The organism is Azospirillum humicireducens (assembly GCF_001639105.2).
In the GTDB taxonomy this organism is placed as follows: domain Bacteria; phylum Pseudomonadota; class Alphaproteobacteria; order Azospirillales; family Azospirillaceae; genus Azospirillum; species Azospirillum humicireducens.
In genome coordinates this window covers 711,575-737,173 of the sequence record NZ_CP028903.1, presented here as the reverse complement: position 1 = coordinate 737,173, position 25,599 = coordinate 711,575, and the positions used below count along the sequence as shown (strand labels likewise).

Sequence of the window (25,599 nt, the reverse complement as noted above, 5' to 3'; positions counted from 1 at the left end):
TGCTGGACGATTAACCGGTTCAGAGAGCTTCACGCGTGAGACCCATCGCTATCGACTTGTTCGCAGGGGCCGGCGGATTGTCGCTCGGGTTCGAGCAGGCAGGTTTCGATGTCGTGGCGGCGGTCGAGATCGATCCGATCCACTGCGCCGTCCACAAGTTCAATTTCCCCGAGACTGCGGTGATTCCGCGGTCGGTCGTCGGTCTGACGGCTGCTGAAATTCGGGTGGCCGCCGGCATCGGCAATCGGCCGGTCGATTGTGTGTTCGGTGGTCCGCCCTGCCAGGGATTTTCACTGATCGGGCAACGGGCGTTGGAGGATCCGCGAAACGGCTTGGTGCTAGAGTTCGTGCGGATCGTCGCCGAATTGGACGCCAAGACGTTCGTGTTCGAGAACGTCAAGGGTCTGACCGTCGGCAAGCACAAGGCCTTTCTTCAGGAACTGGTGGAGGCGTTCGACCGCGCAGGTTATGCGGTTCGGTTGCCGTGGAAGGTGCTCGACGCGGCCGATTACGGAACGCCGCAGCATCGGCAGCGCCTGATTCTTCTGGGGGCGAAGAAGGGGTTGGCGCTCCCGGACTATCCAACGCCGAGCGTGAATGCCGCCGATGCGCGCAAGCCGGTGAAGGGGTTGCCGATGGGGCCGACCTGCGCGGACGCGATCGGCGATCTTCCCGATGCGGACGGGTTCTTCGGCTTGGTCGATAGCGACAGCGTACGCACGACCGGCTTCGGGAAGCCGTCGGCCTATGCCTCCGAGCTGCGGTGCCTGAGCAACGGCGCCTGGCATTACGGTTACACCAGGGAGTGGGAGCCGGGCCTTTTGACGTCGAGCGCCCGGACCGACCATACGGCCATTTCGCGCCGCCGGTTCGGAGCGACCGAACCCGGCTCCGTCGAGCCGATCAGCCGCTTCTTCAAGCTGGCGCCGCAAGGGCTTTGCAACACCCTGCGCGCCGGCACCGACGGAGCGCGCGGGGCGTTCACCAGTCCACGACCCATCCATTACAAGCTGGATCGCTGCATCACCGTTCGCGAGATGGCGCGTCTGCACGGCTTCCCCGATTGGTTCAGGCTTCACGCCACGAAATGGCACGGCGCCCGACAGGTTGGAAATGCGGTTCCGGCGCCGCTGGCGCGGGCGATCGGGGAATGCGCGATCGAGGCTTTGGGGATCGAGCCGGTGCGGCCGGAGAAGACGATCCGGTTGGGCGATGTCGGTCTTCTCTATATGGACCTGTCGGAGGCTTCCGAACATTTCTCCGTTGCGCGACCCAACAGCAAACGGGATCGGAAGAGCGGCGCCAAAAAGCGGAAGCAAGAAGAAATTGAAGCGGAACATAAAAGGGTGAAAATCGTAAATGGCTAAAATTGAGCGTCCGAATACGTATCAATTAATTATAGAGTCGATTTTCTTCAAACATTGGAAGGAGGGGGATGCGCAGTTCGAGTTCGAGCGGACCGAAATCGAGACAGTTGCGCAAGAGCTTGGTGTAAAGCTGCCGAAAAATCAGGGCGATGTTACCTATGCGCTCCGCTACAGGATCGGTTTTCCAGATCGTATCCTCGCCACTCAGCCGGAAGGCCTGGAGTGGATTATCGAGGGGGCCGGGCGTGCGCGATATCGCTTCAAGCTGGTGAAGAAGACGCGCATCTTGCCGCGTCAGGATCTGGCTCGGATTTCCATTCCCGATGCCACGCCGGAACTGATCCGGGCCTATGCGCTCGACGACGAACAGGCCCTGCTTGCGATCGTCCGCTACAATCGGCTGATCGATACCTTCCTGGGCCTCACGACATACAGTCTGCAGAACCATCTGCGGACAACGGTTAAAGGAATAGGGCAGATCGAGATCGACGAACTGTATGTCGGACTCGATAAGCATGGCTGCCACTACATCATTCCGGTCCAGGCGAAGGGCGGAACCGATCAAATCGGCGTTGTGCAAACAACGCAGGATGTTCGTTTCGTGGAGCAGAGATTTCCTGGAATGCGATGCCGGGCTATATCTGCACAGTTCATGGAAGGCGGCGTCGTTGCCTTGTTCGAGCTAACTCTTCAAGACGATGAGGTGAAAGTGGTTGAGGAGCGGCACTATAAGTTGGTGCCAGCAACTGAACTCGATAGTTCTGCTATACGGGATTATCGCGGCTAGGCCCTTATATTTCTGCGCTAGAAACACGGTATATTGTGTTTGCGTGGCGAAATTCGAGCGCCACAGCAATCAGCAAGGAATTGGTAATCCTTTTGGGCAAACAATCCTAATTTCCCCGGTGCGACGCCGTCATGCCGGGGGTTTGCCCGGAGGTTGCCTATGTCAAAGCCCGTGTCGCTGATGCCGGTGTTCCTCGCCTACCAACACTTGGCCGGCTGCGCGGAGTGCGAGGCGGCGGACCGGCTGCGGGGTAACCTCGAACAGTTGCTGGCGGCCGGCGAGGTGGTGTCCGCCAACGATCTGTTCGCCAAGGCGCGTTATCTACAGGATTGCGGGCGGATCGACCCCGGCCTGATTCCGATGGAGGCCCTGGACACGCTGGTGGCCGGGGTGGCCCGGCTGCTGGGGCCGGGGCTGTCCCAGGCGGCGGCGTGAGGGCTGGAGCATGGCCATCGCCTTCGCCCGCTGCGACACCCGCCGGCGCCTCGACCTCGAAACCCTGGTGACCTGGGCGCTGCGCGACCAGCAGGCCGACCGCGTCCAGTCCGGCCTGTTCGACATCGAGGCCGCGGCGAATGACCATGGATGGGAACCGCAAGGGGTGAGCGGCGACGGCGTGGCCGAGCTGCTGCGCCGTCATGAAACCGGTGACCGGGTGGACGGTGGCGGGCCGGTGCGCGGCATCGCCGTGACGGTCCATCCCGATGCCGAGGCGGTCGCCAACGCCGTGGGGTGGCTGGAGCCGTGGCAGCGGCGCCTCGTCCGGTTCCATGGGCGATCCGGCACCCGGCCGGACTGGCTGCCGCTGGTGCCGCCGATGGTGGCGGTGAAGCGGCCGAGCGAGGCGCGCGGCCGCTACCGGCATGTCACAGCCGAGCGGTGGGAGTTCGTGCCGACCCGCTCGGAACTGGCCAAGCGCTACCTGCTTCGCGGACAGTCGCTCTTCGACGCCCGCGGGCAGCGCCGGATCGTCGAGGAAGAGCGCGGCTTCCATTTCCGCACCTTCGGCGACGGTCGCCGGCAGGTGCAGGTGAAATGGTGCCCGCTGGAGCCGGCCCACAGCGATGCCGACATCGTCGAGGCCAACACCGACTATGCTGGCTGGCACGCGGGCATGACGGCGCTGCTGGAGCGGATCGGCGGTTGGGGTTTGCGCGATCATGTGCTCACCGGCTTCACCGCGCCGGCAACGCCATGGGAATATAGTCCTTGACAAAAGGTCAATTCCTTGACAGGGTGAGCGGGACGAATTGCGTGTGAAGGAAGGCCCGCCCGGCAGCTGCCGCGGCGGGCCTTCTGCTGTCCGGGGGCTTGCCATGCGGACCGAATGGGACGGCGTGCTGTGCCTTCAGCTCGGCCCGGTGGATCGTCACTTCGCCGTGCGCATCACCTACCAGGGCGGACCCTTCCGCGCCGACATCGAGGCCATCGAGATCCAGACCGCGCAGGGCTGGATCCGGGCGCCCTGGCTGATCGGGCTGGTGGAGGATTGCGTGCCTCTCTTCGACATGCTGCGCGATCATGCCGCCGGCCGGCTGGCCGATGCGCGGGCGGTCGCGCGGCTTTCCTGACAGGATAGCAGGATGGACGAGCTGATCCGCGAGGCGGTCGCCGCCGGCGCCGGCCTCACCCGTGACAGCGACCCGGTGGCGGTGTGCCCGTCGGACGGCGCGGTCGAGTTCTTCGGCCAGCAGGTCGCGGCGATGCTGCGCGAGCTGCCGGAGGACATGACGGTGGCCGAGCTGCGCGACGCCATCGACCGATGAGCCTTCCCGTCCTTCCGGGCGATCCGGCCGGACAGGACGTCAGCGACGCCCGCCACGCCCCGGCGCTGCGGCTGGACCGCATCCAGGAGCACCTGCTGGATGCCTTCTATGCCGGGCGCTCGGCCAACACGGTGCGGGCCTATCGGCGCGATCATGAGGATTTCCGGACCTTCGTCGCCCGGCAGGACGGGCTGGCCGCCTTCGCCGCCACCGCCGAACAGGCGGTGCGGATGCTGCTGGCGGTGGAACACGGGCAGGCCAACGCTCTGGCGCTGGGCTATCGCACCGACATGGTGCGGCGGGGGCTTCAGCCGGCGACGGTGAACCGCCGGCTGGCGGCGCTGCGGTCGGTGGTCAGGTTGGGCAACACGCTGGGGTTGGTCAGCTGGGCGCTCGACATCGAGAACGTCGACTCCGTCACCTACCGCGACACGCGCGGGCCGGGGCGGGACGGCGTGCGGGCCATGGTGGCGCAGGCGAAGGAGCGCACCGACGCCAAGGGCCTGCGCGATACCGCCATCGTCCGGCTGCTGCACGACGTGGCCCTGCGCCGCGGCGAGGTGGTGTCGCTGGACCTGGAGCATTACGAGAGCCGGCGCGGCACCGTCGCGGTGCTGGGCAAGGGGCGGACCCAGCGTGAGCGGGTCACCCTGCCGGCCGCCACCAGGACGGCGCTCGAGGCGTGGATCGCGGTACGGGGGAAGGACCCCGGGCCGCTGTTCCATCGCCTCGATGCCGCCGGCCGAGGCGAGGGACGCCTGACCGGCGCCGCCGTGTACCAGGTCATTCGCGAACTGGGCGCCGGGGTGGGCATCGCCACCCGGCCGCACGGGCTGCGCCACTCGGCCATCACCGCGGCGCTGGACGCCAGCAACGGCAACATCCGGGCGGTGCAGCGCTTCTCGCGGCACCGGGACGTCCGGGTGCTGCAGACCTATGACGACAACCGCGCCGACCTGGCTGGCCAGATGGCGGCGCTCATTGCGGAGGATTGACATGGGCGAGACTGTCGCCGCTCCCGTGCGCCGGGTGCGCACCCAGGACCAGGCTGCGGCTGTGGTGGGCCGGATCGGCGCTGCGCAAGCGCAGCTGGCCCGGCTGAAGGCCGCGCTGGACGTCGCGGTCGCACAGGCGAACCTCGCCTATGAGACTGCGGCGGCGCCGCTGCGCACGGCGATCGCGGCCGACACGGAACTGCTGCGCGGCTACTTCGACGCCAACCGCTCCACCCTGCTGACCGGGACCAAGAAGTCGGTGGCGCTGCCCACCGGCACCATGGGCGTGAAGAAGACGACGGCCAAGCTGGTGGTGGCGGACGCCGATGCGCTGCTGACGCTGCTGGAGGAAGATCGCAAGCTGCGGCGCTTCATCCGCACCAAGAGTGAGGTCGACCGGGCCGCGCTGCTGGCGGAGCCGAAGGTGGCCGCGACCATTCCCGGCGTCTCCATCGAGGGGGGCGACGATGCCTTCTTTGTCAAGCCGCTGACGGTGTCGGCGGCCTGAGTCCTGAGCTTGCGAAAACAGACATTATCGCAAGCTACCCCCTGAAAAACGGCTGAAATCCAAGGGTTTCACGATGACCATGCATTCCGTGACGATCGGCGCCGCGACGCTGATGCTGGGCGACTGCATCGAGCGGATGCGGGAGCTTCCCGACAGCTCGGTCAGCCTGGTGCTGACCGACGTTCCCTATTCCAGCGGCGCCACCCGCGAGGCCGGCCGCACCGCCTACGGCAAGACCATGACGCGGTCAACCAAGGGCGGCGGTGACCGGTGGTTCGGTTCCGACAGCCTGAGCACGCGCGGCTTCCTCCACCTGCTGCGCAGCTGCGCCATGGAGTGGCAGCGGGTGCTCAAGCCGGGCGGTCATGTGCTGGCCTTCATCGACTGGCGCATGGGCGATCATCTGGCCGATGCCATCGACGGGGGCGAGGCCGCGCTGTTCCTCAACGGCCATGCGGCCGACGCCATGGAAAGCGCCGACCTGAAGCGGGTGGGGCTGCTGGTGTGGGACAAGACCTATTTCGGCATGGGGACGCACTTCCGCCACCAGCATGAGCTGATCCACCACTTCACAAAGGGCAAGGGTACGGAGCCGCTGCGCCGGAACGTCGCCAATGTGCTGCGCCATGCGCCGGTGCGGTTCGGGGCCCACCCGACGGAGAAGCCGGTGGGGCTGCTGGCCGAGCTGATCGGCACCGTCTGCCCGCCGGGCGAAACGGTGCTCGACCCGTTCTTCGGCAGCGCGTCGGCCGGCCATGCCGCCCTGACCACGGGCCGGCGCTTCATCGGCATCGAGCGCGACCGGCGCTATTTCGAGGCCGGCTGGCAGCGGCTGGTCAACCTCACCGAGGAGCTGGCGGCATGACCATGCATCTGGAGGACGTGATGCACGGCCTCACTGCCCGAACCGCCACCGACGGCGTCATCGTCACGATCGGCGGCACCATGGGCTGGTGGCTCGATGCCCTGCATGGGCCGGCGCAGGAGCTGGCCTTCTGGGGCACGGTGGCGCTGGTGGCCGGGCGCCTGGTGCTGCTGGGGCTCGACGTCCGGGACCGCTTCCGCGGTCGGTCCAAAGTGTTCACGCGTGAACACTTTGACGGCGACGCCAACCGCAAGCCTTAAGGTCTGCTGCCCATGGCCGACGCACGGATCCGGGCCTCTGCCCAGCAGGTGAAGGCGGCCATCCGCCAGTATGGCGACCAGCTCACCCGCTACGCGCTGCCGATGGCGCTGACCAGGACGGCGCAGGACGCCAAGCTGGCGGTTCAGCGGGCGCTGCCGGAGACCTTCGACCGGCCGACGCCCTACACGGTCAACGCCACCTTCGTCCGGCCCGCCACCAAGGCGGACCCGGTGGCCTGGGTGGGCTTCAAGGACGATTGGGGCAAGGGCACGCCGGCGGCGCGCTACCTGCTGCCCAACGTCGAGGGCGGACCGCGCCGGGACAAGCGGATGGAGCGCCAGCTGCGGGGCGCCGGCCTGCTGCCGGCCGGCATGTTCGCCGTTCCGGGCGAAGAGGCCAGCCTCGACGCCTACGGCAACATGCGGCGGTCGGAGGTGGTGCGCATCCTGTCGCAGACACGGGCCTTCGGGGAACAGGGCTACAGCGCCAACCGGAGCGACAGCGCCCGCAGCCGGAAGAAGCGGCGGCGCAACGGCTACTTCGCAGCATTGCCGGGCAACGCCGGCGGGCTGCCGCCGGGCATCTACCGGCGCGACGGCGCCGACGCCCGGCCGGTGGTGATCTTCGTCCGGGCGCCCAGCTACCGCCCGCGCTTCCGCTTCCACGACATCGTCGAGCGGGCGGTGCGGGCCAACATCGGCCGGCGGCTGGAGGAGGCGGTGCGGACGGTCAACGCCCGCTTCGCCGCCCGGCGCTGACGGGCCGGGGGCGGCGACGGGTCCTTCCGGGGGGTACTACCCACGAGGGTAATTCGGGCCGCACCGGTCCACCCTCTGAGAAAATTTTGAATCGAGGTTTTTGTTTATGTCCAAACCGGGCCAACGGGTGAACCGGGCGGAGCTGGCCGACCTGTTCGGCGTCAGCCTGCCCACCGTCGACGCCTGGGTGCGCGACGGCTGCCCCTTCGCGGAGAAGGGGGCCAAGGGCCGGGAATGGGCCTTCGCGACCGCCGACGTCCACCGCTGGCTGGTGGACCGCGCCGTGGCCGACGTCGCTGCCGGCTATGAGGGCGAGATCGGCGTCATCACCGCCGACGAGGCCAAGCGCCGCAAGGCGGTGGCCGATGCGGTGGTGGCGGAGATCAAGGCCGACGAGGCGCTGAACGAAGTGGTGAACCGCCATGAGGCGGCGGCCGACGTCGCCGGCTTCTGCATTGGGCTGCGCACCGGCCTGTCGAACGCGGTGGCCAAGATCGCCGGCCGCGCCGCGGCGATGACCGGGGCGCCGGAAATCCAGGCGATGGCCGAGACGGAAATCAATCGAGCCTTCGACGCCGCCCGGGACGAGCTGGTCAAGAGCTGGGGCGCTGCGGTGGGCGATGAACCGGGGGCTTGAGGCGGCGGCGCGGGTCAGCGCCCACCGGCACGGCGATTACCGCACCGGACGGGGCGAGCTGCGCCGGGCGCTGCTGTCCCTGTTCGAGGGCAGCCTGAAGTTCCAGGAACGCATGAGCGGCTCCGCCTGGGCCGAACGCTACGGCTGGATCCCGAAGGGCACCGGGGCCGAGCATGGCAAGGTGACGCTCTACGGCTACCAGCGCGGGCTGCTGGACGCCATGTGCGACCCGGCGGTGCCGCTGCTGACCGTGCTGAAGGCGGCGCGCGTCGGCTACACCCGCTGCGCCACGCTGGCGGTGGGCTACCACCTCCACCAGGACCCGACGCTGTGCGCCATCGCCCAGCCCACCGTGCCGGACGCCGACGATTTTGGAAGTGGCGAAATCGCCCCGATGCTGCGCGACACGCCGGTGCTGAAGCCGCTGATGCGGCCGGTGAAGAAGGGGGAGAAACAGGACAACGCCGCCTTCTACCAGCTGAGCAACGGCGCCAGCGTGCGGGTGGTCGGCGCCGCGTCGGACGATGCCTTCCGCCGCTACTCCGCCCGCTTCCTGTTCGCCGACGAAATCGACGGCGACGGCTGGACGCCCGGGGCCAAGACCCAGGGCGACAAGCTGAAGCTGTTCTGGACGCGCGGCGAAACCTTCTGGAACCGCTCGATGGTGCGCGGTTCGACGCCGCTGCTGTACGAGACCAGCCGGGTATGGAAGCTGTGGCTGGCGTCCGACCAGCGCCGCTACTTCGTGCCGTGCCCGCAATGCTCGGACGCCGCCGGTCAGCTCGATGGCTGGCAGTATCTCGACTGGGGCGGGCCGGACGTGCCGCACGGGCTGAAATGGAGCCTGGACGCCGAGGGCAGCCTGGACAAGGTGTGGTACGTCGGCACCTGCGGCTGCATCATCGAAGAGCGGCACAAGGCGTGGATGGACGCCAACGGCGAATGGCGCCCGACCGCCAAGGCGAAGGTGCCCGGCCATGTCGGCATGCATCTGTGGACCGGCATGTCGCTGAACCCCAACGCCGCCTGGCCGGTGATCGTCCAGGAATGGCTGGAGGCGCAGGCCGATCCGGCGACGCTGGTGCAGCCCTTCATGAACCTGCGGCTGGGCCGGCCCTACCGGGCGACCTACGGGCAGGAGGTCAAGAGCAGCAGCTTCATCGACCGCATGGAGCCGTACCCGGCCGAGGTGCCGGCGGGTGTCGAGTTCATCACCGTCGGGGTGGACGTCCAGTCCGGCACGGTGAACCCGCGCCTGGAGGCCTCCGTCTACGGTTGGGGCCGTGGGCTGGAGGTCTGGCTGATCGGCCATTTCGTCTTGGCCGGCGATCCGGCCAAGGGCGAGGTGTGGGCGGCGCTGGACGAGGGCGTGCTGCTGCGCCGCTACCGCAAGCCGGACGGCACCACGCTGGACGTGCGGGCCAGCTGCATCGACAGCGGCGGCCACCACACGCAAGAGGTCTATGCCTTCGCCAACAAGCGCCGGTCCCGGCGGGTGTGGGCGATCAAGGGCCGGTCGGAAAGCCGGGGCCAGCGGGGCAGGGTGTGGCCGCGCAAGCCGTCCAGCAAGCTGGGCCATGTCTGGTACATGATCGGCGGCAACGCCGCGCGGGACTGGGCCTATGGCAGCCTGGCGGTGGACAAGCCCGGGCCGCGCCATGTGCATTTCCCGCAAGCCGCCATCGACGGCGCCCGCGAGCTGGACGACGAGTTCTTCGCCCAGCTGACCCGCGAGCGGCTGATCGTTCCGCGCGGCCAGCAATACACGGTGTGGCAGAAGCCGGCCGAGGCCCATGAGGCCGGGGTGTGCTTCGTCTACGCCTATGCTGCGGTGTGCGGCCTGCAGGCCCTGTCCGGCAAATACGTCAAGCTGGGCGAGGCCGACATCAAGGCGGCACCGGCTGAAGCTGGAGAAACCGTGACGGAATCGACTCCGGCCGACGCCATCGCCGCGGCGGTGGAGCGGGCGCGCCGGCTGAGCCGGCCGGCCGCAGCCGTCCAACCGGTGGCACCGACGCCGCCGGCCTCGACCGACAAAGGGGAGCTCTACCTATGACCGACGTCACCACCCTGGAGGCGTGGTTCGCCGACGCGCGGGCCGCGCACCATGCCCTGCGGATCGGCCAGCAGAAGGTCAGCGTGCGCTTCGGCGACCGCGTGGTCGACTACGCCCCGGCCAACGCCGCCCAGCTCGCCAGCTACATCGCCTCGCTGGAACGCCAGATCGCCGCGGCCAAGGGCCGGCGCGGTCCGGCGGTGTCGCCCTATGTCCGGATGATCGGCTGATGGCCACCGCTCCCGTCATCCTCGACCAACACGGGCGGCCGATCGCCCAGGCCCAGATCCGGCAAGCCGGGTTCCGCCGCGCCCGGGCGCAGGCAGCGATGGGCGCCTTTCTCGCCGGATCGGGCAACGCGCCCGAGCTGCGCGACTGGACGCCGGCGGCGGGCTCCCCCGATGCCGACCTCGACGGCGACCGCCAGACCATCGTCGCCCGCGCCCGCGACCTGGAGCGCAACGACGCCCTGGTCTCCGGTGCCGTCCAGTCGCTGAAGGACAGCGCCATCGGCTTCGGCCTGGATTTCCAGTCGATGCCGGACTACCGGGCGCTGGGCATCGGCCGCGACCAGGCACAGGACGCCGCCCGCCGGATCGAATCCATCTGGCACGAGTGGAGCGAGGACCGCGACGCCTGCGACGTCACCGGCCAGCTGCCCTTCGGCGCGATGCTGCGCCAGTCGGTGCAGTCCGACCTCGTCGCCGGCGAAAGCCTGCAGCTGGCGCTGTGGCTGCCCGAACGGCAGCGCCGGCTGGGCAGCCGCTTCGCCACCGTCATGCAGACGGTGGAGGCCGACCGGCTGTCCAACCCGCAGGACCGCATCGGCGATCCCCGCCTGCGCGACGGTGTCGAGATCGACGGGTATGGCGCGCCTGTCGCCTACCATATCCGCAGCAGCCATCCGGGCGACCTGTTCATGCCGTGGGCGATGGCGGCGGCGGAGTGGCAGCGGGTGCCGCTGCGCGGGCCGGGCGGCCGGCGGGTGGTGATCCACTCCTTCGACCAGAAGCGGCCGGGCCAGCACCGCGGCGTGTCGGTGTTCGCGCCGGTGATGACCGAGCTGAAGCAACGCGCCCGGTTCCAGCGGGCCGAGCTGCAGGCGGCGGTGGTCAATGCGGTGATCGCCGCGGTGCTGGAAACCCCGGCCGACGGCCAGACGCTGCTCGACCTGTTCGGCGACGCCAACAGCTACATGGACATGCGCAACACCCAGCCGTCGGTGCAGCTCGGAATCGGCCCGGGCGGCGCCATCCCGCGGCTGCTGCCGGGCGAGTCGCTGAAGGGCTACTCGTCCAACCGCCCCAGCGCCGGGATGGACGGGTTCGTCACCACGGTCAGCCGGCTGATCGCCACCGGCATCGGCATGACCTACGAGACCTTCATGCGCGACTTCAGCAAGACGAATTACAGCTCGGCCCGCGCGTCGCTGCTGGAGGGCTGGCGCTTCGTGCTGTTCCTGCGCATGCACAAGACGCTGACCTGGTGCCGGCCGACGCTCGACCTGGTGCTGGAGGAGGCGGTGTGGCGGGGCTACCTCGACCTGCCGGGCTTCTCGGAAAGCCGGGCGCGGCGGCAGGCGTGGCTGCGCGGGGTGTGGCGCGGTCCGGCGCGCGGCTGGGTGGACCCGGTGAAGGAAATCACCGCCGCGGCGATGCGGGTGCGGCTCGGCATCTCCACCCTGCGCGACGAGGCGCTGGACCAGGGCCGCGACCTCGACGACCTGCTGGACCAGATTGCGCTTGAACAGGAAGCGCTGAAGGCGCGCGGGCTGACCCTGCCCGAGGTCAACTTCATGCCGACCCCCGACCAGCCCGAGCCGGCCGCCGCCGGCGCGTAACGGAGCCTTTCGACATGCTGAAGACGATGCAGCCCGTGCTGGTGGCCCCAGCCTGGGCCGAGACGGCGGCTGCGCGCATGGTGCAGCTGACCCGGGCGAACCGCGCCGGCGGGGAGCTGCCGGCCGGCTGCACCCGGCTGGGCGAGGTCAACGGCACGCGCCGGCCCTACGAGGTGGACCGGGGCGTGGCGGTGGTGTCGGTCGCCGGCCTGCTGGTGCCCAAGCTGGGCACCATCGGGGCCAGCTGGGCCACCGGTTACGACGGGCTGCGCTTTCAGCTGGCGCACGCCTTCGCCGATCCGGACGTGCGCGCCGTCTGCCTGGACATCGACAGCGGCGGCGGCATCGCCCAGGGCTGTTTCGACCTGGTGGACTGGATCGTCGCCACCAAGAAAGCCGCGGCCAAGCCGGTGGCGGCCATCTGCAGCGAAGAGGCTTATTCCGCCGCCTACGCCATCGCCTGCGCGGCCGACAGCATCGCGGTGCCGCGCACCGGCGGGGTGGGATCGATCGGCGTCTGGCTGATGCACTGGGACTATTCCCGGATGCTGGAGGAGGCCGGGCTGAAACCGACCCTCATCCAGTCCGGCGCCCACAAGACCGATGGCCACCCCTATGCCGCGCTGCCCGAGGCGGTGCGCGCCGACTGGCAGGGGCAGGTCGACGCGCTGCGCCAGCTCTTCGCCGAGACCGTCGCCCGCGCCCGCGGGCTGGACGTGGCGGCGGTTCTCGCCACCGAGGCCCGCTGTTTCGAGGGGCCGGTCGGCACCGCCGAGGCCGTGCGCCTTGGGCTGGCCGATGCGGTCCTGCCACCCGACCAGGCCTTTGCGGCTCTGGTGGATCATGTGAGGGACACCCAGTGAAAACGTTCAGCTTCGCTCACCTGAACCCCTTCGGCCGCTCCAAGGCGGCGGACGGGGAGACCCAGGCGGGCACCGACACAACCAAGGCCGGCACCGGCGACGATGCCGACCAGCAGGATGAGACCACGCCGAAGGACGGCGAAGAGGACCAGACGCCCGGCAACGGCGACGGTGGCGACAAGAATGCCGGCAGCCAGCAGGCCGCCGCGCCCGGCGAGCGCGAGCGCTGCGCCGCCATCTTCGCCGCGCCGGCCGCTGCCGGCCGCGTCCAGCTCGCCGCCCATCTGGCCTTCAACACCGACCTGACCGTCGAGGCCGCCTGCGCCGCGCTGGAGGCCGCCCCCATCGGCGCCACCGCGCCCGGTGCCTCCACCCCCACCGGCAACCCGCTGGCGCTCGCCGCCATGGACGCCCACCCCAACCCGACCGTCGGCGCCTCCACCGACACCGGCAGCCTGAGCGACGACGAAAAGGCCGCCGCCGCGGTGCTGTCGAGCATGGCCGCCGTCGGGCTCATTGCGAAGAAGGACGGCACCCGATGACCCCCGCCAGCTTTTCCTCCCAGACCAGTCAACCGCTGCCGTCGCTGATCGGCGGCGACTTCCCGCGCGTCACCCGGCTGGTGACCATCGCCGGCGGTTCCGGTGTGCTCGCCGCCGGTGCCGTGCTCGGCCGCATCGCCGCCAGCAAGCGCTATGCCCTGTCGGTGGCCATGGCCAGCGATGGCTCGGAAGCGCCGCGCGCCATCCTGGCCGAACCGGTCGATGCCACCGCGGCCGACGTCGAGGCCATTGTCTACGTCGCCGGCGAGTTCAACCCGGACCAGCTGACCTTCGGCGCCGGCCATTCCGCCGCGTCGGCGGCCGACGCGCTGCGCGACCTGTCGATCTTCCTCTGAGGACACCCACCCATGGACATCTACTCCACCCTCGCCATGCTGGGGGTGCTGCGGTCGCTGCGCGCCAAGGCTCCCCGCTTCCTGCTGGACATGTTCTTCCCGCTGGCCAGCTTCAGCGATACCGAGAAGATCATCTTCGACGTCGAGGTCGACGACATCGAGGTCGCGCCTTTCGTCTCGCCGCTGGCCGCCGGCCGCGTCGGCACCGATACCGGCTATGAAACCAAGATGTTCGCCCCGGCCTATGTGAAGCCGCTGCACGACATCAAGCCGGACGAGCCGCTGCGCCGGCTGGCCGGCGAACCGCTGGGCGGTGCCCTGTCGGCCGCGGCGCGTGAACAGGCGATCCTGGGCGCCAAGCTGCAGCGCCAGCTGACCCAGATCCTGCGCCGCAAGGAGGTGATGGCGGCCGAGGTCCTGCGCACCGGCAAATGCGTGGTGAAGGGCGAGAAATACCCGGAGGTGCTGGTGGACTTCCAACGCGCCGGCGACCTGTCGCTGGTGCTGTCCGCCGGCGCCCGCTGGGGCGAGGCCGGCGTGTCGCCCTATGCCGACCTGTCGGAATGGATCGACCTGGTGGGGCAGAAGTCCGGCGCCGCGGTGAATGTCGTGGTGATGGACGCCAAGGCCTGGGCGCTGTTCGAGGCCGACCCGAAGCTGGAGAAGGTGCTCGACCGCAACCTGGGACAGGCGGCCATCGTCCAGATGGGCTTCCAGCCCGGCGTGCCCGGTACCCCGGTCTACAAGGGCCGGATCGGCATGGTCGAGCTGTATACCTACAACGACACCTACACCGAGGGCGGCGTCACCAAGCCGCTGCTGCCGGATCACACGGTGCTGCTGGGCGCCACCGGCGCCATGGAGGGCACCCAGGCCCACGGTGCCATCCTCGACCCGCGCGCCGGCTATCAGGCCCTGGAGATCTTCCCCAAGAGCTGGATCGAAGAGAACCCGGGCCGGCGCCTGCTGCTGAGCCAGTCGGCGCCGCTGGTCTACCCGCGGCGTCCCAACGCCTGCATGGCCGCGACGGTGAGGTGATCCATGGCCAAGCTGCGCCTGCTGGTCACCGTGAAGGTGGCCAAGGAGACCACGCTGCGGCCGGGGGCCGTCATCGAGGTCAAGGATCCGGAAGACGAACAGGCCGCCTCGCTGGTGGCCCGCGGCTTCGCCCGCTGGGTGAAGGCCGGCGAAGAAATCGAAGAGGACGGGCTGCCGCTCGACCGCATCATCGCGGCGATCGGCCAGCTCGACCCGGCGAATGCCAAGCACTTCAAGGCCGGCAAGCCGGAGCTGAAGGCGCTGGGCGACGTGCTGGGGGTGGAGGTCACCGCTGACCGGCGTGACAAGGCGTGGGCCGCCCTGCAGGGCTGACCGGCACCACAGCAGCGACGCGACACGGGCGGCCTTCGGGCCGCCCGTCGCGTTTGGGGACTTGGCCTATGGTCTTCGATGACCTCAACAGCGCCTGCATCGGCGCCTTCGGTGAGCCGGCGGTGATCCGCCGGGCCGGTCGCTCCGATGTCACCGTCACCGGCATCTTCGACCGCCGGCACTATCAGGTTGACACCGACGACGGGCCGGTCTCCACCCTGATGACCTCGCTGGCGGTGGTCGACGCCGACATCGGCGGGCCGGTGCCCGCCGGCGCCGCCGTCGAGCTGCGCGGCCTGTCCTTCACGGTGTCGGAGCCGCGGCCGGACGGGCAGGGCATGACCGTCCTGCTGCTGCGGGAGTCGCGCTGATGCACGCCCGCACCCGCATCCGCAGCGCCATCGCCGCGGCGCTTGCCTCCATCGCTCCCGTCACCGCCAACCGGGACGATCCGCTCCAGGCCGACGCGCTGCCCTGCATCGGCCTGTTCACGCCCGACGAGGCGACACAGGAACTCACCATGGGCAGCCGGCGCCAGATGCGGCGCATGGACCTCTATATCGACGGCTACGTCCGCGCCGGCGCCGACCTGGACGACCAACTCGACACCATGGCGCTGCGCATCGAGCGGGCCATCGCCGTCGGCGGCAAGTTCGGCGGAACGCTGGATCGCATCGAGCTGGTGCGCACCGTCACCGACCGCCTGACCAGCGGCGAGCTGAAGGCCGGGGTGACCCGCCTGCAGTTCGTCGTGACCTACCAGACCAAGTTCGGCCAGCCCGACGCCTGAGCCTTCCGGAGCCTCCGGAGCTTCCCCGCCGCCCGGGATTCCGGGCGGCTTTTCTTTGCCCGAAGGAGGGGCATTCCCATGAGCGGCAACGCTGTTCAGAGCGCCGGCACGCGCCTGTTCATTTCCACCACCGCCCTGTGCACCACCGAAGCGCAGTACAAGGCGCTCGCCTGGACCGAGGTCGAAGAGATCGAGGACATCGGCGCCTTCGGTGAGACCTTCGAGAAGGTCACCTACAAGACGCTGGGCGATGGCGCGGTCCACAAGAAGAAGGGCACCGTCGACTATGGCTCGGGTACGCTGAAGCTCGCCCGCGTTCCGACCGGCGCCGGCCAGATCGCGATCCGCGCCGCGGCGAAGAACCGCAAGGCGGCCTACAACATCAAGATCGAGTTCGACGACGCCCCGGACGGCGGCACGCCGACTACGATCTACCTGCGCGCCTACGTCATGTCCTACACCACCGAAATCGGCGGCAACGACAAGGTGATCGAGGCCAGCGTCGGCCTCGAAATCGACGCCGAGCCGATCGAGGTGGCGGCCGACGCGCCGTAAGCGCCGGCGCCAACCTCCACCCCTGGCGCCGGCAGCCCGCCCTGGCTGCCGGCTCTTCTCCCCGTCCAAAGCGAGATCCTGCCATGACCGTCCCCAGCACGGCGCCGCGCTTCGCGCACGGCGTGATGACCATCACCCTCGACGGTGAAGACGTCGAGCTGTTCGCCAACGTCCGCGCTTCGCGCACCATCTGCCGCCTGTATGGCGGGCTGAACCAGGCCTTCACCAACACCAACGCCTTCGACTTCGACACGCTGGTGAACGTCGTCAACGCCGCCGCCGGCCGCGTCGGCAAACAGGCCGAGGCCACCGCCGAGGCGATCTTCAACGAAGGCGTCATCGTCGTCGCGCCGCAGGTGCTGCTGTTCCTGAATTTCCTTGCCGGCGGCGGCAAGGCGCCCAAGACGGAAACCGCCAAGGCTGGGACGGCTGAAGCCGGCATCGAGGCCGCCGCATCGGGGGAAGCCGGCTGACCTTCGCGGAGTACGTGGAGCAGATGTTCCAGTACGCCACGGGTTGGCTGGGATGGTCGCGCAGCGAGGCGCTGGACGCCCCGTTCCCCGACATCCAGCTGGCCCTGGACGGGAAGGTCGATTTCCTCGCCGCCACCACGCCCGGGGCCAAGCGCCAGAAGCGCAAGCCCAAGGACACGGCGGAGCTGAAGGAGCGTGCGCGGGCCGTGTTCGGCCTCAAGCGCCCGGCCCCGGACATGGGTATGGGCAAGGGCAGGGGCGCCGGGTGACCGGCGCCCTTTCTGTTTTCGGAGACCGGCATGGCTGATTTCCCCGGCATGATGGTGCCGGTTGGCGCGGACGATAGCGGCCTGCGGCGGGTGCTGTCGCAGGCGGAAGCCCGCGTCGACCAGTTCGCCGGCCGCGTCGACGGTTCCGTGCGCCGCGCGTCGTCCAGCTTCGACGCGCTGGGCCGGTCCGCGTCCGGCGTCGCCACCGCCGTGGTGGCTCTGGCCGGCGTGCAGCTCGGCGCCGGAGCGGCCGATTCCCTGGTGGAGGCCACCAAGGCCGCAATGGCGTTCCAGACCGCCATCGCCCAGGTCGGCACTCTGCTGAAGGGGGCCGATACGGGCCGCTACGCCGCCCAGGTCAAGGATCTGGCGCGGCAGTTCGGCGGGCTGCCGACCGACCAGGCCAAGGCTCTGTACGAGGTCATTTCCGCCGGCGCGTACAGTGCGGCCAATGCCATCTCCGTGCTGACCGAGGCCAACCGGCTGGCGATCGGTGGCGTCACCGACGTGCAGACCGCCGCCGATGGCCTGACCTCCGTTCTCAACTCCTACGGTGCAGCGGCCGGCGGCGCGGCCAATGTGGCCGACGCCTTCTTCGCGTCCGCCGCTGCCGGCAAGACCAACATCAAGGAGCTGGCCTCCTATATCGGGCAGGTCGCCCCGATCGCGGCGCAGACCGGGGTGTCGCTGGACGAGCTGATGGCCGCGGCCGCAGCGCTGACCGCCAACGGCATCAAGACCTCAACCGCCATGGACGGCATGCGGTCGGTGATCGCCGCCGTGCTGAAGCCGTCGCAGGAAGCCACCGCGACCGCCCGCGCGCTGGGCCTGGAGTTCAACGCCGGCGCCCTGAAGGCGAAGGGCTTTGCCGGCTTCCTCCAGGAGGTGGCCGACAAGACCGGCGGCAGCTCCGAGTCGATGGCCCTGCTGTTCGGCGGTGTCGAGGCGCTGCTGCCGGTGATGGCTCTGGCCAGCCGGGAAAGCACCGCCTTCGCCGACGCGCAGCAGGAGTTGCAGAACAAGGCGGGCGCCACCGAGGCCGCCTACAGCCGCCTGGCTGAGACCGGGGAGCAGGTGGCCAGCCGCCTGCGTGCGGCGGCCGAAGTCTACCGCGTCGAGCTGGGCGACCGGTTGCTGTCCGCGGTGCAGCCGGCCATGGCCGGGCTGGCCGACAACTTCGACCGGCTGACGGTGGCGGCGGAAACCACCGCTCTGGCGTTGGGTGCGGCCTTCGTCGCCCGCGGCATCGGGCCGGCGATCCAGGCTGCCGGGCAGTTCGCCGCGTCCCAGGTGGCGCTGCGCAAGGAGCTGCTGACCAACACCGGCCACCTGCTGCAGAAGGAGGCCGCGCTGCGCGCCGGCGCCGCCGCGACGGCCGAGGCGGCGGCGGCCGACGTCGCCGCCGCCCAGGCTGCCCAGGCCAAGGCCCGCTCCGACCTGGCTGCCCGCGCGACGCAGTACGAGGCGGCGGCGGCGCTCGACGCCGCCATCGGCAAGACCGCGCGCCTGGTGCAGGCCGAAGAGGCGCTGATCGCCGCCCGCACCGCGCGGGCGGCGGCCGATGCCCGGGTGGCGGAGACCACGGTTGCGCTGACCATGGCGCAGAGCGCCCAGGCCTCTGCCATCGCCGGCACCGGTGTGGCGGCCACGGTCGCCTCGCGCGGCATGGCCCTGCTGTCGGGAGCCATGGCCCTGGTGGGTGGCCCGGTGGGTGCCGCCCTGCTGGCGGGCGCCGCGGCGGTCGCGGTCTTTTCCAGCGGGATGACCGCGTCGGAAAAGGCGACGCGTCTGCACAGCGACGCGATGCGGGACTTCGACTCCGCCTTCGACCGCAGCACCGGCAAGGTGAAGACGATGACGGAGGCGGTCGCCGCCCTGCGTCGTCAGACCCTGGAGGCTGCCCGCGACGCCGCCCTGGCTGCGGTGAAGCAGGAAGAGACCTATGCGCGTGCCGGTTCCTTCAAGATCGACCGTGCCGCCTACGAGTCCGGCCTGTCGAAGGAGGATGCCGCCAAGGTCTTCGGCCCGGCGCGCGAGCTTCAGCAGCAATTCCTCGCCGGCGCTATCGACGCCGAGGCGCTGTTCGCCGCCATCGACAAGCTGGCCAGCCAGGACGCCCGGCTGAAGCCGCTGGTCAAGGCCTTCGCGGAGTGGGCCGCCCCGCTGGCCAAGGCAAAGCAGGAGGTCAAGGAGACCGAGGCCGGGCTGGCGCTGCTGGACGGCACCGCCGATGACGCGGCCAAGGCCGTGCTCGGTGTCGGCACCAACGCGGCCACGGCGGCATCCGGCTTCCAGAGCATGGGCGGTGAGGTCGCCGGACTGACGGCGAAGCTCGCCGATCTGGTGGCGAAGTCCAAGCAGTTGGAGGTGCCGGCCGGCTACCAGCGGCGGCTGGCCGAGCTGGTCGGGCCGGAGCCGGCGAATGGCGACGCCAAGGATCTCGACCTGTGGCGGCGCAAGCGCGACGCCGCCGATGCGGCGCTGCGCCCGATCGTCGGCCTGGAGACCAGGGACCAGACCGCCGAGCTGGAGCGGCAGGCCAACGGGCAGCGCCTGCTGGCCGGTGCGGTCACCGACGCGGCCAAGGCGCAGGCCCAGAACCGTATCGAGCTGGCCAAGGTCGCCCTGGAATACCCCGGCCTTGGGGCGGAGACGGCGAAGACTCTGCTGACGACCAAGGATTTCGGGGCGGTTCTGAAGACGCTGCCGCTCGACCTGCAGCAGCGTTGGGCCGTGCTGCAATCGTCGTCGCAGGCGCAGTTGGCCGGGGCGGCGGCGCAGGGCACGCTGCAGCTGAAGCTGCAGACCGATGCGCAGGCGCGGCTGGCCGCTGCCGCCGGCAAAGGGGAGGCCGCGACCCGGCGGGCCACGATCGAGAACCAGGTCGCGGCGGCGGCGGTGCGCGGGCTGTCGGCGGCAACCCGGACCAACCTGGAGGCACAGGAGCGCTCCACCCAGCAGCAGCTCCGCACCGAATCCACCCAGCCGATCCTGGCCCGGATCGAGGCCCAGAAAGCTCTGGTGGCCGCGTATGGGCAGGGGCCGCAGGCGGTCAAGGCGGCGGAGCTGGCCGAGCAAGCGCACACGCTGGCGCTGAAGGAAGGCGAGCAGGGAACCCAGCTCTACAATGAGGCCAAGGCCCACTACATCGAGCTGCTGACCCAGGCGCAGCAGCTGGAGGCGGGGGTGGCAGCCGGGCCGATGCTTGAGCAGCAGCGCGACCAGCTGGAACTGGGACAGAAGCAGCTGCAGCTGATCGGCGCGTCGGCTGAACAGCGGGCGGTGGAGCTGGCGCGCACCCAGGCCCTGATCGACCTGCGCGAGCGCAACATCGACGCCGCCAGCCGGGAGGGGCAGGCCTATCTGGCCAATGCCGAAGCGCTCGCCCGGCAGAATCTGGCGCTGGAGCGGACCAACGCCGCCTATCAGGAGCTGGAGCAGTTCGGCGATCGCAGCTTCGACGCCATCCTGCAGAAGTTGTCCGCCGCCGGCAAGTCGACCATGTCGTGGGCCGATGCCATCGCCACCGTCAGCGTGGAGCTGCAGCAGCTCGCGCTGAAGATGGCCATCATCAACCCGGTCAAGAATGCAGTGTTGGGCACCAACCTGCCCACCCTGTTCGACCTGGGCGGCGGCTCGCAGCAGCAGCAGGGACAATCCGGCGGCGGCTTCAGCCTGACCGGCGGTTCCAACGGGTCGGGCTCCCTCAGTCTCGGCACCCTGGTCTCGAAGGCGTCGGGCGGCTGGCTCGACCGCCAGCTCGGCGGGTCGATCAGCGACGCGGCCAGCTGGCTCAACACCCCGGCCTATGGCGGCGCGGTGCTCAACACCGGGCAGGTGGCACAGCAGGCTGCCGGGATCGGCACCGGCGCCCGCGAGCTGTCGAGCAATGCCATGCCGTTGTCCGGGTCGCCCGGCGCCGGTGGCGTCACATACGGCGATATGTTGGGCGGCGGCCTGTACGGCGTCGGCGCAATCATGAATTTCGCCAACGGCCAAGTGGTCAGCGGCATCGGCAACACGGCTGCGGCTGTCATGTCGTTCATCCCCGGCCTGCAACCCTTCGCGCCCGTCGCGGCGATTGCAGGTCAGATTTTGCAGGGATTCTTCGGCAAGAACCGCGGCGCGCCGGCGGCTGGTGCCGCGGTCGAATACACGGACACCCGTCAAACCGGCGCGGGGGCAGCAACGGACAATGAGGGCGATCCTCAACAGGCCCAGCAACTGCTCCAGAGCATCGACGCCGCCACCAAGCAGTTCATCACGCTGACTGGCGGAAAGACCAACGGGGCGTTTGGGATCGGGGTTGAGGCAAAGGAGGGCAGATATCGCGTCCGGAACGGCGGCGCGTCAGGCGAGTTGGGAGAGTCCTTCGCCACGCTGGACGAGGCGGTAATCGCCGGGCTGCGCTACAACATCAAGGCGGGCCTCATCAGCGTGTCGGCCGACGTCGCCAAGGCGGTCGCCAACAGCACCACCGACGACATCAACGAGTTCATGGCCGACGTCAACTTCGCGCAGAGCTTCCGCGTGCAGTTCGACGCCATGAACGCGGCGCTCGACCCGACGGCCAACCTGCTGAAGACCTTCACCGAGAACGCCAAGTCCATCGGCGAGGCGGTGAAGACCAACATCACCGATTGGCGCAGCAAGGCCAGCGCGCTGGGGCTGGCGACCGAGACCGAGCTGACCGCCGCCGCCCGCAAGGGCATCGAGGCGATGATGGGTCTCGGCCCGGCGACCAAGCCGCTGGTGGGCATGGCCGCGGCGACGAAACAAGCCGAGATCGAGTTCGAACAGTTCCGGCCGGCCCTGCTGTCGCTCGGCTACACCACCGGCGAGGTGGCCGAGCTGGCGGCGCGCTATACGAAGAAGCTGCAGGATAGCTACGCCGATGCGGTGGCCTATGTGCAGCGGCAGGGCGCCGTCGCCATCGAGGCGCTGATCGACCCCAAGGCCAAGTCCAGCGCGCTGGACCGGCTGCAGGGGCTGGGGCTCGACCGCACCGACTCCGCCATCAAGGGACTGGCCGGTGTCATCGAGGGGGTGGAGACGGCGGCATCCGGCGGCACGTTGTCCATCGAGGCCGAGCGGGCTGCGCTGGGCCGGCTGAATGCTGCGCTTTACGACGGCACCATCAGCGGTGACCAGTACACCAGCATGGTGGGCTATCTCACCCAGGCGTGGCAGGACAGCGCCGACGCCGCGCAGACGGCGGCGGAAAAGGCCAAGGCGCTTGCCTCCTACCAGGCGGATATCGTCAGCCGGATGCATGCGGCGGTCGGCAACAGCCGCGGCGCCGGGCTGATCGCGCTGGACGCCCAGCAGGCGGCAGCTCTGGCAGACGCCACCGCGGCCGGCTACGACACCACCCAGCTGCGCCTGGTGCAGGCGGCCGAGCGGGCGAGTCAAGCCTTTCAACTTGCCCAGCAGGACCTGCTGGACGCCTACGACCGGGAGATCGCCGCCAAGCAGCAGGTGGTCGATTCCATCCAGTCCGGCGCCATCGCCCTGCTGCAGGCCGCCCGGCAGTTCAAGGACGCCCGCGCTGCCCTGCGCGAGGGTGACGACTCGCCCTTGGCGCCGCGCGAGAAGATCCAGGAGGCAACCGACCGCTTCGACGCCGCCTATGCGGTGCTGAAGAACGGCAGCTCGACCGATGCCGACAAGGATACCGCCCGGCAGACCCTGCTGCAGGTCGGCCCCACCCTGGTGGCGCTGGAGAAGGCGGCCAGCGGCGGCACCGCATCGGCGCTGTTCGACAAGGTGGACAGGGTCTTCGCCGAGCTGGGCGAGACCGGCGGGCTGAGCCTCGACACCGCCACCCGGGATCTGCAGGTGGCGCAGGACAGCCTGAAGGAGCTGCAACGCGCCCGGGCCGATGCCGCATCGATGGGGCAGCGTCAGCTGGCCAGCCTGTCCGGCCTGCGCGATGTCATGGACCAGAGCTATGCCGTCTGGCAGGCGGCGCTGACGCCGCTCCAGCAACTTACCGGCATCATCTCCACCACGCCGCGATACAGCGCTCCGGCAGCGGTCCAGACGGCGTGGAACAGCCTGTCCGCGACCCAGCAGGGTGGCATCGCCCAACAGATGGGGTGGGGTGGGCAGATGGATGAAGCCTTCAACCTCTGGCTCGGTTCGTCGGCGTCTCGCCGGGCGGATTTCGAGGCGCGCGTCCTGGCGGCCGGGGGTGAGTCATCCGTCCAGCCATACAGAGCACCGGCCGACGTGTACGCAGGGTGGGAGGGACTGTCCGCCGGAGAGCAGTTCGGCATCACCCGCGCGATGGGCTGGACCGGCAACATCGACGGCGCGTTCAACGCATGGCTGGCGACCGACAAGGGGCGGGCCTCAACCTTCGAGGACTACGTCCGGGTCATCGCCGGCGGGGCCACCTATCAGGCATCCGCTGACATCATGCGCGCGTGGGAGGCGTTGTCGGCCGACCAGCGGGCCCTGGCTGCGCAGATGGCCGGTTACATCGGCGGATTGGACGGCGGCCTGAACGCCTGGGTGAAGCTCGGCCACCAGGCGGACTTCGAGTCGGCTGTCCGGGCGCGGGCGCATGCCGCCGGTATCCCCGGCTTTGCCACCGGCGGCATTTCCTACGGGCCGCAGCTGGCGTGGGTATCCGAAGGCGCCCACACCGCCGAGGCCCATGTGCCGCTGCCGGACGGCCGACGCATCCCGGTGGCGCTCGACCTTCGGCTGCCCGGCAGCGACCTGGAGCCGCCGGCACCGACGGTCTCCTTCCGCCGTCCCGACCTCGATGCCGGCGGCGCCGGCGTGGCCGAACTGCTGGAGGCGGTGGAGAGCCTGCGCGATGAGGTCCGCGCCGTCGGCCGCGACGCCCGCACCCAGCGCGCCCGCATCGGCGCCGATGCCGCCGCCCTGCTGGCCCGCGTCGAGGCCGCCACCAGCGACCTGCCCAGAAAACTCGCCAACACCCGGAGGGCCGCCTGATGAAGGTGCGTCTGATCGACCTCACCCTGTTCCACCGCCCCAGCGGCCACCGCCACCGGCTGCCGCTGGCCACCTTTCCCGGCTACCAGTCCGGCTCGGCTGACGATCCGCCCAACGTCACCTGGCTGCCGCTGGTGACCGCCGGCGCCGACGCGTCGGTGTCGATCGGCAGCCTGGGTGCCGCCGACGGGCAGGCCGAGTTGCGGATCGGCGACCTGGTGCTGCGCAACGAGACCTCGCGCAATCCGGGACAGCGCTTCGCCACCCTGCAGGACCTCGATACCGGCGCCTGGCTGCGCGTCGCCCTTGATGACCGGCCGCTCAACCTGCTGCTGACCGGCGACTATGTCATCCAGTCGGTGACCGAGCGCGAGATCGAGGACGGGGCGCCGCTGGCCGAGGCGGTGACCATCTGGACCGCCCGGGTGGGCCAGCCCAAGCCCAAGCGCACCGAGATCGCCCTGCCGATCTACGACTCCCGCCTCGACTACGACACGCCGATCCAGACCGAGCGCTACAAGGGCACCGGCGGCTATGAGGGGCCGGCCGAGCTGAAGGACACGCTGAAGGAGCTGCCGCTCGGGCACTGCCCAATGGCGCGGCCGACCTATCTCGGCATCATCGACGGCTTCCACCGCTGGTCCGTCGGCGGCGGCAAGCCGGTGCAGGACGTGCCGCGGGGCTGGTCTTCCGGCGTCGCGGTGGTCAAGCAGAGTGGCGCCGCCCCGACGGACACCGCGCACTTCACGGTCGACCTCGCCAGCGGGATCATCACCACCACGGTGAAGTATGCGGACTTCCGCGTCGAGGTGTTGGGGCGCAAGTTCGCCGGCACTTACCGCCGGTACATCGGCGAGCTGATCGCCGCCCTTGCCAGCGGCGCCGGGTTGGCAAGCACGGTGGACAGCGCCGGCATGGACGCGGTGCCGCGCACCGTGGGGCTGTTCCTTGCCGCCGGCGACGGCACCACCCACGCCGCCGCCTATGCCAAATTCGTCGGCAGCGTTCCGCGCGGCGGCTGGTATGTCGGCACTGCCGGCCAGCTGGTGGTGACGCGGGTTCCCCGTCCCACCGCCGCGGCGGCGGTGCGTGCCTACAGCAGCGCCGCCGGCACCACCACGGGCCTGCAATATGTCGAGGGCCAGCACAACCCGCCGGCCAAGCAGGTGGTGCTGCGCTGCGCCCACAACCCCAGCCCGTCCAGCAGCGCCGCCAGCGACGCCTCCGCGGCCGACGCCACCCGCTGGACGCAGGAATGGGTCGAGGTGCCGTCCGCAGTCGACGCGGCCATAGCCACCGCCTGGGGCAGCTCGGCCAAGGTGGCCACCGTCGAGACCGCCCTGACCTTCAGCGCCGACGCGGCGGCCGAGCTTCCGGCCTGGGTGGCGGAGTTGTCGGCGCCGCCCACCCTCTACGAGCTGCCGGCGCTGGACGGGGCGCCCGGCATCTGGATTGGAGACACCGTGGCGGTAGAGGACGACATTGCCGGTTTTGCCGAGGGGGCGCCGGTGGTGGTCTACGGCCGGACCATCGCCGACCGCAGCGGCGGCGCCACCCTCTACGTGGCGCGGTGA

27 protein-coding genes are annotated in these 25,599 nt (G+C 69.8%); all 27 read left to right on the top strand.

Annotation, left to right across the window (positions count from 1 at the left end):
• Positions 1-35 precede the first annotated feature (35 nt).
• Positions 36-1,367 carry a DNA cytosine methyltransferase gene (locus tag A6A40_RS20935; protein ID WP_108547796.1) on the top strand — a complete coding sequence of 444 codons (1,332 nt, stop codon included), beginning with the start codon at positions 36-38 and terminating at the stop codon, positions 1,365-1,367.
• Positions 1,360-2,154: an endonuclease gene (locus A6A40_RS20930; RefSeq protein ID WP_108547795.1), complete on the top strand. Its 795-nt coding sequence runs from the start codon at positions 1,360-1,362 to the stop codon at positions 2,152-2,154. The genes A6A40_RS20935 and A6A40_RS20930 overlap by 8 nt, the downstream gene beginning before the upstream one ends.
• 159 nt (positions 2,155-2,313) lie before the next feature.
• Positions 2,314-2,589, top strand: a complete 276-nt coding sequence (locus tag A6A40_RS20925) for a hypothetical protein (RefSeq protein ID WP_108547794.1) — start codon at positions 2,314-2,316, stop codon at positions 2,587-2,589.
• Positions 2,590-2,599: 10 nt separating this feature from the next.
• Positions 2,600-3,367: a hypothetical protein gene (locus A6A40_RS20920; RefSeq protein ID WP_108547793.1), complete on the top strand. Its 768-nt coding sequence runs from the start codon at positions 2,600-2,602 to the stop codon at positions 3,365-3,367.
• A 103-nt stretch (positions 3,368-3,470) separates the two neighbouring features.
• Positions 3,471-3,725, top strand: a complete 255-nt coding sequence (locus A6A40_RS20915) for a hypothetical protein (protein ID WP_108548056.1) — start codon at positions 3,471-3,473, stop codon at positions 3,723-3,725.
• 12 nt (positions 3,726-3,737) lie between these two features.
• Entirely contained in the window at positions 3,738-3,920 is a 183-nt protein-coding gene (locus tag A6A40_RS20910) for a hypothetical protein (protein WP_108547792.1), read from the top strand.
• Entirely contained in the window at positions 3,917-4,915 is a 999-nt protein-coding gene (locus A6A40_RS20905) for a tyrosine-type recombinase/integrase (RefSeq protein ID WP_108547791.1), read from the top strand. Before A6A40_RS20910 ends, A6A40_RS20905 begins: the two co-directional genes overlap by 4 nt.
• A 1-nt stretch (position 4,916) precedes the next feature.
• Positions 4,917-5,423, top strand: a complete 507-nt coding sequence (locus A6A40_RS20900; RefSeq protein WP_108547790.1) for a host-nuclease inhibitor Gam family protein — start codon at positions 4,917-4,919, stop codon at positions 5,421-5,423.
• Between the two features lie 73 nt (positions 5,424-5,496).
• Entirely contained in the window at positions 5,497-6,288 is a 792-nt protein-coding gene (locus tag A6A40_RS20895; RefSeq protein WP_108547789.1) for a DNA-methyltransferase, read from the top strand.
• Positions 6,285-6,548: a hypothetical protein gene (locus tag A6A40_RS30775; RefSeq protein ID WP_158279328.1), complete on the top strand. Its 264-nt coding sequence runs from the start codon at positions 6,285-6,287 to the stop codon at positions 6,546-6,548. The genes A6A40_RS20895 and A6A40_RS30775 overlap by 4 nt, the downstream gene beginning before the upstream one ends.
• Positions 6,549-6,560: 12 nt before the next feature.
• Positions 6,561-7,307: a hypothetical protein gene (locus A6A40_RS20885; protein ID WP_108547788.1), complete on the top strand. Its 747-nt coding sequence runs from the start codon at positions 6,561-6,563 to the stop codon at positions 7,305-7,307.
• 106 nt (positions 7,308-7,413) lie between these two features.
• On the top strand, positions 7,414-7,944 hold the full coding sequence (locus tag A6A40_RS20880; protein WP_014188164.1) for a terminase small subunit: 531 nt from the start codon (positions 7,414-7,416) through the stop codon (positions 7,942-7,944).
• The gene (locus tag A6A40_RS20875; RefSeq protein WP_108547787.1) at positions 7,928-10,000 is read left to right on the top strand and encodes a terminase gpA endonuclease subunit; all 2,073 of its coding nucleotides are present in this window, start codon (positions 7,928-7,930) and stop codon (positions 9,998-10,000) included. Before A6A40_RS20880 ends, A6A40_RS20875 begins: the two co-directional genes overlap by 17 nt.
• Entirely contained in the window at positions 9,997-10,230 is a 234-nt protein-coding gene (locus tag A6A40_RS20870; protein ID WP_108547786.1) for a phage head-tail joining protein, read from the top strand. Before A6A40_RS20875 ends, A6A40_RS20870 begins: the two co-directional genes overlap by 4 nt.
• Complete coding sequence (locus A6A40_RS20865) at positions 10,230-11,840, top strand: phage portal protein (protein WP_236783922.1); 1,611 nt, start codon at positions 10,230-10,232, stop codon at positions 11,838-11,840. Before A6A40_RS20870 ends, A6A40_RS20865 begins: the two co-directional genes overlap by 1 nt.
• 14 nt (positions 11,841-11,854) lie before the next feature.
• Positions 11,855-12,703, top strand: a complete 849-nt coding sequence (locus A6A40_RS20860; protein ID WP_108547785.1) for a S49 family peptidase — start codon at positions 11,855-11,857, stop codon at positions 12,701-12,703.
• A complete protein-coding gene (locus tag A6A40_RS20855) occupies positions 12,700-13,245 on the top strand; it encodes a hypothetical protein (RefSeq protein ID WP_108547784.1) in 546 nt (181 codons plus the stop codon). Before A6A40_RS20860 ends, A6A40_RS20855 begins: the two co-directional genes overlap by 4 nt.
• The gene (locus A6A40_RS20850) at positions 13,242-13,601 is read left to right on the top strand and encodes a head decoration protein (protein ID WP_108547783.1); all 360 of its coding nucleotides are present in this window, start codon (positions 13,242-13,244) and stop codon (positions 13,599-13,601) included. The genes A6A40_RS20855 and A6A40_RS20850 overlap by 4 nt, the downstream gene beginning before the upstream one ends.
• Before the next feature lie 12 nt (positions 13,602-13,613).
• Positions 13,614-14,639, top strand: coding sequence for a major capsid protein (locus A6A40_RS20845; RefSeq protein ID WP_108547782.1), 1,026 nt, complete (start codon positions 13,614-13,616; stop codon positions 14,637-14,639).
• 3 nt (positions 14,640-14,642) lie between these two features.
• Complete coding sequence (locus tag A6A40_RS20840; RefSeq protein WP_108547781.1) at positions 14,643-14,972, top strand: hypothetical protein; 330 nt, start codon at positions 14,643-14,645, stop codon at positions 14,970-14,972.
• Between the two features lie 68 nt (positions 14,973-15,040).
• Positions 15,041-15,343 (top strand): head-tail joining protein, encoded by a 303-nt coding sequence (locus A6A40_RS20835; RefSeq protein ID WP_108547780.1) that lies wholly within the window; start codon positions 15,041-15,043, stop codon positions 15,341-15,343.
• Positions 15,343-15,762 (top strand): hypothetical protein, encoded by a 420-nt coding sequence (locus A6A40_RS20830; protein WP_108547779.1) that lies wholly within the window; start codon positions 15,343-15,345, stop codon positions 15,760-15,762. The genes A6A40_RS20835 and A6A40_RS20830 overlap by 1 nt, the downstream gene beginning before the upstream one ends.
• A gap of 78 nt (positions 15,763-15,840) precedes the next feature.
• Positions 15,841-16,317 (top strand): hypothetical protein, encoded by a 477-nt coding sequence (locus A6A40_RS20825; protein ID WP_014188174.1) that lies wholly within the window; start codon positions 15,841-15,843, stop codon positions 16,315-16,317.
• 83 nt (positions 16,318-16,400) lie between these two features.
• The gene (locus tag A6A40_RS20820) at positions 16,401-16,790 is read left to right on the top strand and encodes a hypothetical protein (RefSeq protein ID WP_108547778.1); all 390 of its coding nucleotides are present in this window, start codon (positions 16,401-16,403) and stop codon (positions 16,788-16,790) included.
• 23 nt (positions 16,791-16,813) lie between these two features.
• Positions 16,814-17,059: a hypothetical protein gene (locus tag A6A40_RS20815; protein ID WP_108547777.1), complete on the top strand. Its 246-nt coding sequence runs from the start codon at positions 16,814-16,816 to the stop codon at positions 17,057-17,059.
• Positions 17,060-17,089: 30 nt separating this feature from the next.
• Entirely contained in the window at positions 17,090-24,025 is a 6,936-nt protein-coding gene (locus A6A40_RS20810) for a phage tail tape measure protein (protein ID WP_236783921.1), read from the top strand.
• Positions 24,025-25,599 carry a hypothetical protein gene (locus A6A40_RS20805; RefSeq protein WP_108547776.1) on the top strand — a complete coding sequence of 525 codons (1,575 nt, stop codon included), beginning with the start codon at positions 24,025-24,027 and terminating at the stop codon, positions 25,597-25,599. Before A6A40_RS20810 ends, A6A40_RS20805 begins: the two co-directional genes overlap by 1 nt.